The sequence below is a fragment of the Kitasatospora sp. NPDC004799 genome (assembly GCF_040609095.1).
Taxonomy (GTDB): Bacteria; Actinomycetota; Actinomycetes; order Streptomycetales; family Streptomycetaceae; genus Kitasatospora.
The window spans coordinates 1-5,142 of the sequence record NZ_JBEXJK010000514.1; the positions used below are offsets into that span (position 1 = coordinate 1).

Annotated in this window: 3 protein-coding genes and 2 pseudogenes; 2 read left to right on the forward strand and 3 right to left on the reverse strand. The window is 74.3% G+C overall.

Annotated elements, in window-relative coordinates; translation table 11 throughout:
* Positions 1 to 202 precede the first annotated feature (202 nt).
* Both ABZW03_RS36815 and ABZW03_RS36820 read left to right on the forward strand, forming a co-directional pair.
* A pseudogene (locus ABZW03_RS36815) lies at positions 203 to 1,194 on the forward strand (IS5 family transposase).
* A gap of 19 nt (positions 1,195 to 1,213) precedes the next feature.
* Positions 1,214 to 2,143: pseudogene (locus tag ABZW03_RS36820) on the forward strand (alpha/beta hydrolase); the annotation flags it as partial.
* A 69-nt stretch (positions 2,144 to 2,212) separates the two neighbouring features.
* Here ABZW03_RS36820 and ABZW03_RS36825 read toward each other — a convergent pair.
* The 3 genes from ABZW03_RS36825 to ABZW03_RS36835 all read right to left on the reverse strand — a co-directional run.
* Positions 2,213 to 3,232 (reverse strand): questin oxidase family protein, encoded by a 1,020-nt coding sequence (locus ABZW03_RS36825; protein WP_355268623.1) that lies wholly within the window; start codon positions 3,230 to 3,232, stop codon positions 2,213 to 2,215.
* Positions 3,233 to 3,333: 101 nt separating this feature from the next.
* Positions 3,334 to 4,014, reverse strand: coding sequence for a response regulator transcription factor (locus ABZW03_RS36830; RefSeq protein ID WP_355268625.1), 681 nt, complete (start codon positions 4,012 to 4,014; stop codon positions 3,334 to 3,336).
* Positions 4,011 to 5,142 (reverse strand): histidine kinase (locus ABZW03_RS36835; protein WP_355268627.1); only part of this gene is annotated, 1,132 nt, incomplete at its 5' end. The genes ABZW03_RS36830 and ABZW03_RS36835, both read right to left, overlap by 4 nt.

Genomic DNA, 5,142 nt, shown 5'->3' on the forward strand with positions numbered 1-5,142 from the left:
CGGCGAGGTCAGCGCCCAGCGTCGCCATCAGCAGTCCGCGAAGATCACCGCCAACGCATCACAGCGTGCAGTTGATCAATTACCCAACACTTTCTCAGGGCGAACCGACCACTGCCACCGGCCTGTTAGGGCGCGTATTCGGTTGTGATCAATTTGCGGGTTTCGCCCTCATGGCTGCCCCTGGTCCGGTAGACCGTGGTGCGTGACCCGTGTGCAACTGACCGACAGTGAGTGGGAGTTCATCGAGCCGTACTTGCCGATCGGCGAGTACGGCCCCTACCCCGAACGGCTGCGCCAGCAGTTCGAGGGCGTGATCTGGCACTTCAGGACCGGCAGCCAGTGGCGCGAGATTCCCCGGGAGTTCGGTTCCTGGTCGACCGTCCACAACCGCTTCCGGCAGTGGAGGGACGCCGGCGTCTTCGAAGCCCTGCTGGAGGGCGCGATCACGGAAGCCGCCAAGCGGGGCGAGGTGGACCTGTCCCTGGTCAGCGTGGACTCCACCACCGTCCGGGCCCACCACGACGCCGCTGGGATGCACCTGGAGCCCGATGCCATGGCGGCCCTGGAGAAAGCCGCGGACGAAGCGGAGAAGGCCCGGCAAAAGGGGGCGGCCCGCAGGAACAGGACGGGCAGGACGACCCGGGACGGGAAGAACGGCGACGCGTCCGACGCCGCCGCGGGCTCCGCTTGAAAGCCGCCCTGCTCGGACGCTCCAGAGGCGGGCAGACCAGCAAGGTCCACGTCGCCGGGGAGCGCAGGTGCCGCCCCGTGGCGTTCGTCCTGACCGAGGGCCAGGCCGCCGACAGCCCGCAGTTCATCACCGTGCTGCGGAAGGTCCGGGTCCCCGGACCGGTCGGACGCCCTCGCACCCGGCCCGACGCGGTCGCCGGGGACAAGGCCTACTCGTCCCGGGGCAACCGCAACCACCTGCGCAAACGCCACATCAAGGCCGTCATTCCAGAGAAGATCGACCAAGCCGCCAACCGCAGGAAGAAGGGCAGCAAGGGCGGCAGGCCCGTCAGCCACGATGCCGAACTCTACAGAGAGCGGAACACCGTCGAGCGTCTGATCAACAAGCTGAAGGCCTGGCGAGGCATCGCCACACGCTATGACAAGACCCCGGAGAGCTACCTCGCCGGCCTCCACCTTCGTGGCGCGATGATCTGGATCAAGGACCTCACCAGAGCCGCTTGATCACGACTCGATACGCGCCCTAGTGCTCCCCAAGGGCGGCGGGCACCGCCTCGACCTGGTGGCCGACACGCACGGCACGATGGTCCACCGCGACTACGCGCCGTCCGTCGCCACGGACTTCGGGCTGTACGCGCCCTATCTGCACGCCGCCGCGGGCCGCGCCGTCGCCGCACCCGACTACCTCGGCCTCGGCAAGGGCCCCGGCCTCCACCCGTACATGGACACCGCCTCCGCCGTCTCCGCCTCGCTCGACATGCTGCGGGCCTCCCGCACCGCCGCGCATGCGCTCGGCAGGCCGCTCACCGGGGACGTGTACGGCACCGGGTTCTCGCAGGGCGGCCAGGTCGCCATGGCGCTGGGCCGCGAGCTGGCGCGGGGCGCGGACCGGCACTTCCGGCTGCGGGCGCTCGCACCGGTCGCCGGACCGTACGACCTGCGGGGCGCCGAGATCCCCGCCCTGTTCGACGGCCGCGTCAACGGCATCAGCGGTGTCTTCTACATGTCGTACTTCCTCACCGCGCAGAACCGGCTGCACCCCGTCTACGGCAACCCGGCCGAGGCGTTCCGGCAGCCGTACGCGGGGTACGTGGAGGAACTCTTCGACACCCGGCACACCGAGGAGGAGATCGTCACGAAGCTGCCCGGCTCGGTGAGGGAACTGCTGACCGACGGCTTCTACGAGCGGCTGCGGCACCCGGACGGCGGCCTGCTGGCCGCGCTCAAGGCGCAGGACGGGACCTGCGACTGGAAGCCCGACGTGCCCGTCCGGCTGCACAGCGCGGCCGGCGACACGGACGTGCCGATCGCCAACTCCGTCAGCTGCGCGGCCGATCTGGCCCGCAACGGTGTGACGGCCCCCGTGGTCGACCACGGAAAGGCCGACCACAACGGGTCCTTCAAGCTGGCGGGGCCCCAGATCGTGCGCTGGTTCGACACGCTGGCGCGCTGACCTCGGTCCTACGGCGGTCCGCCGACGGACGTGGGTTCGAGACGCCGTGGCAGGGCCCCGCCGCCCGCCTCACCCCGGTGGCGCGCTCAGCTCCACGGCGCGCAGGGCCGCCGCCAGTGCCGGTGCGTCGCCGACGTCGAGGGCCGTGTCCGCCAGCTTGATGACGTGCTCGTCGCCGTGCGCCAGTGCCCGCTCGAACACCTCCTCGGGGGTGACGTCGCCCGGCGGCGCGCAGGGCACGGGCGCGGCGGGCGCGTACATCGCGGTCACCGCCGCGCAGGCCGTCCAGGCCGCCCGCAGGCTCGCCGGCCACAGGTCCCGCGGGAGCGCGGGCAGGGCGCGCAGCACGGCGTTGGGCGCCGTGGCCGCGTGGACCAGCATCGTCTCCTCGCCGTGGCCGTACGCGGCGTAGCGGTGGGTGGCCGCCCGCACCAGTTCGGTGAGGCGGCCGTACGCCTCCTGCGGCCCGGCCGCCTCGGCCGCCGTCCAGAGCGGCAGGGCCGTGACGCGGTCGAGCCGGTCGGGGAAGCCGCCGTCCTGCACGGCGACGGGCGCCACCGCGTCGAGGGCGGCGGCCGCAGTGGCGGCGCCGGGCGGTCGGGCGGGGACCGTGAGGGGCCGGTGGCGGGCGGCCCAGTAGCCGAGGCCGTGGGCGAGTTCGGTCTGCCGGGGGCCGGTGGGGTCGGCCTCGCCGGCCAGCAGCGTGCGCACGGCGTGGCCCACCCGGATCACCGGGTGGGTCGAGCCGCCGTACAGGCCGGGCAGCAGCCGGGGCCACCACCGGGCGAGCACCTCGCGCCAGGGGTGCTCGGCGAGCTCGCGCTCGAAGTGGCCGATCCAGTCGGCCGCGCGGCGCGGATCGCCCAGCGCCGCACGCCAGTTGGCGGCCGTCACCGGCTCGACGCGGGGCGGGAGGTCCTCCAGCTTCCGCGCGTACCGGTCGAGCCAGCGGTGCACCGCGCGCGCCTGTCCGCGGGCGGCGAGGGCCTCGACGGCCATCGGCGCGTGGTTGGTGAGCCGCCCGAGCCGCTCGGGCCCGCAGGCGTGCAGCCGCTGCAGCGCCTCGTCCAGAATCCCCGTCGTGTCCACGGCAGCGACCGTAGGCGCAGCGCCGCGGCGGCGTAACGGGCTGGAGACCTAGGTCCGCAGCCGTGCCGGCGGTGAGGGGAGTTCAGCGCTCGGCGGCGGTGTCAGGCCGGGTGGACGAGGCGGGTCTCGTAGGCGAAGACCACGGCCTGGATGCGGTCGCGGAGTTCGAGCTTCTGCAGGATGCGGCCCAGGTGGGACTTCACGGTCGCCTCCGCGAGGTGGAGGGTGGCGGCGATCTCGGTGTTGGACAGGCCGCGGCCCACCTGGAGGAGCACCTCGCGTTCGCGGGTGCTGAGCCGGCTCAGCCGCTCGTCGCGCTCGGCGCGGTCCGTGCCGGCGACGTCGGTGCCGCCGGGCAGGTGCGGGCGCAGGCTCTCCAGCAGGAGCCGGGTGATCCGCGGGGAGACCACCGCGTCGCCCGCCGCGACGCTGCGGATCGCGGCGAGGAACTCCTCGGGCCTGGTGTTCTTCAGCAGGAAGCCCGAGGCCCCGGCGTGGAGCCCGGCGAAGGCGTACTCGTCGAGGTCGAAGGTGGTCAGGATCAGCACCCGGCTGCGCGGGCAGGCGGCGACGAGCCGGCGGGTCGCCTCGATGCCGTCCGTGCCGGGCATCCGGACGTCCATCAGGACGACGTCGGGGCGCAGCTCCCGGGCGAGGCGGACGGCCTGGGCGCCGTCCGCGGCCTCGCCGACCGGGGCCATGTCGGGCTGGGCCTCCAGGACGGTGCGGAAGGCCATCCGCAGCAGTGCCTCGTCGTCGGCGATCAGGACGCGGATCGTCATGCGGAGGCCGCCGCGCCGCCGGCGAGCAGGAGGCGGGTGCGCACGGCCCAGCCGCCGTCCGGGAGCGGTCCGGCCCGCAGCTCGCCCCCGTAGGCGGCCGCGCGCTCGCGCATGCCGGGGATGCCGTGGCCGGACGGCACGACGGCGGCGGCAGTGGTGGCGGCGGGAGGGGGCGGGCAGGGGCCGGTGTCGGTGACGTCCACGGTGACGGTCTCGGCCGAGCAGCGGATGCGGACCGTCGCGCGGGTGCCGGGGGGCGTGTGCTTGAGGGTGTTGGTCAAGGCTTCCTGCACCAGGCGGTAGACGGTGAGCTGGGCGGTGGCGGGGACGTGGCCGTGGCCGCCGTGGACGTCGAGGCGGGTCGGCAGCCCGGCCGCGCCCATCTGCTCGGCGAGGGCGTCCAGTTGGGCGATGCCGGGCAGCGGGTGGCGCCGGGCGTCCGGTTCGTCGGTGCGCAGGATGCCCAGCGAGCGCCGCATGTCGGTCAGGGCCTGCCGGCCGGTCTCGGCGACCTGGAGCATCGCGGCGGTGGTCGTGTCGGGCGAGCTGCGCTGCGCGTACACGGCGGCGTCGCTGAGCGCGACCATGACGGACAGGTTGTGGGTGACGATGTCGTGCATCTCCCGGGCGATGCGGGTCCGTTCCTCGGCGACGGCCAGTCGCGCCTGCTGGCGCTGCTCCCGCTCCAGGCGGGCGGCGCGCTCCTCCAGGGCCGCGAGGTAGGCGCGGGTGGTGCGCACGTTCACCCCGAGGACGGCGGCGGCGACGGTCATCGCGGTGAGCGCGACGAAGGGGGTCGGGAACGCGCCGTCCGGCACCCAGCGCAGGCAGGCCAGCAGGGCCCCGGCCTCCACGACGGCGCCGGCGACGAGGGCGCCGCGCCGGCCCGCGTGCGCGGCCACCGTGTAGAGGGCCACCAACAGGGCGATGTCCGCCGGGAGTTGGACGTCCGCCAGCCACTGGACGAAGGCCGCGGCGGCCACCGCGGCGAACACCGCGCGCGGGGCCCGGCGCCGCCACACCAGGGGCAGCGCGAGGGCGGCGGTCAGGGCGCCGGCCACCGGCAGGTCGCGCGGCGCCTGGGTGGTGACGGCGTTGAGGAGCAGCAGCGCCGGCAGCAGCGCGTCC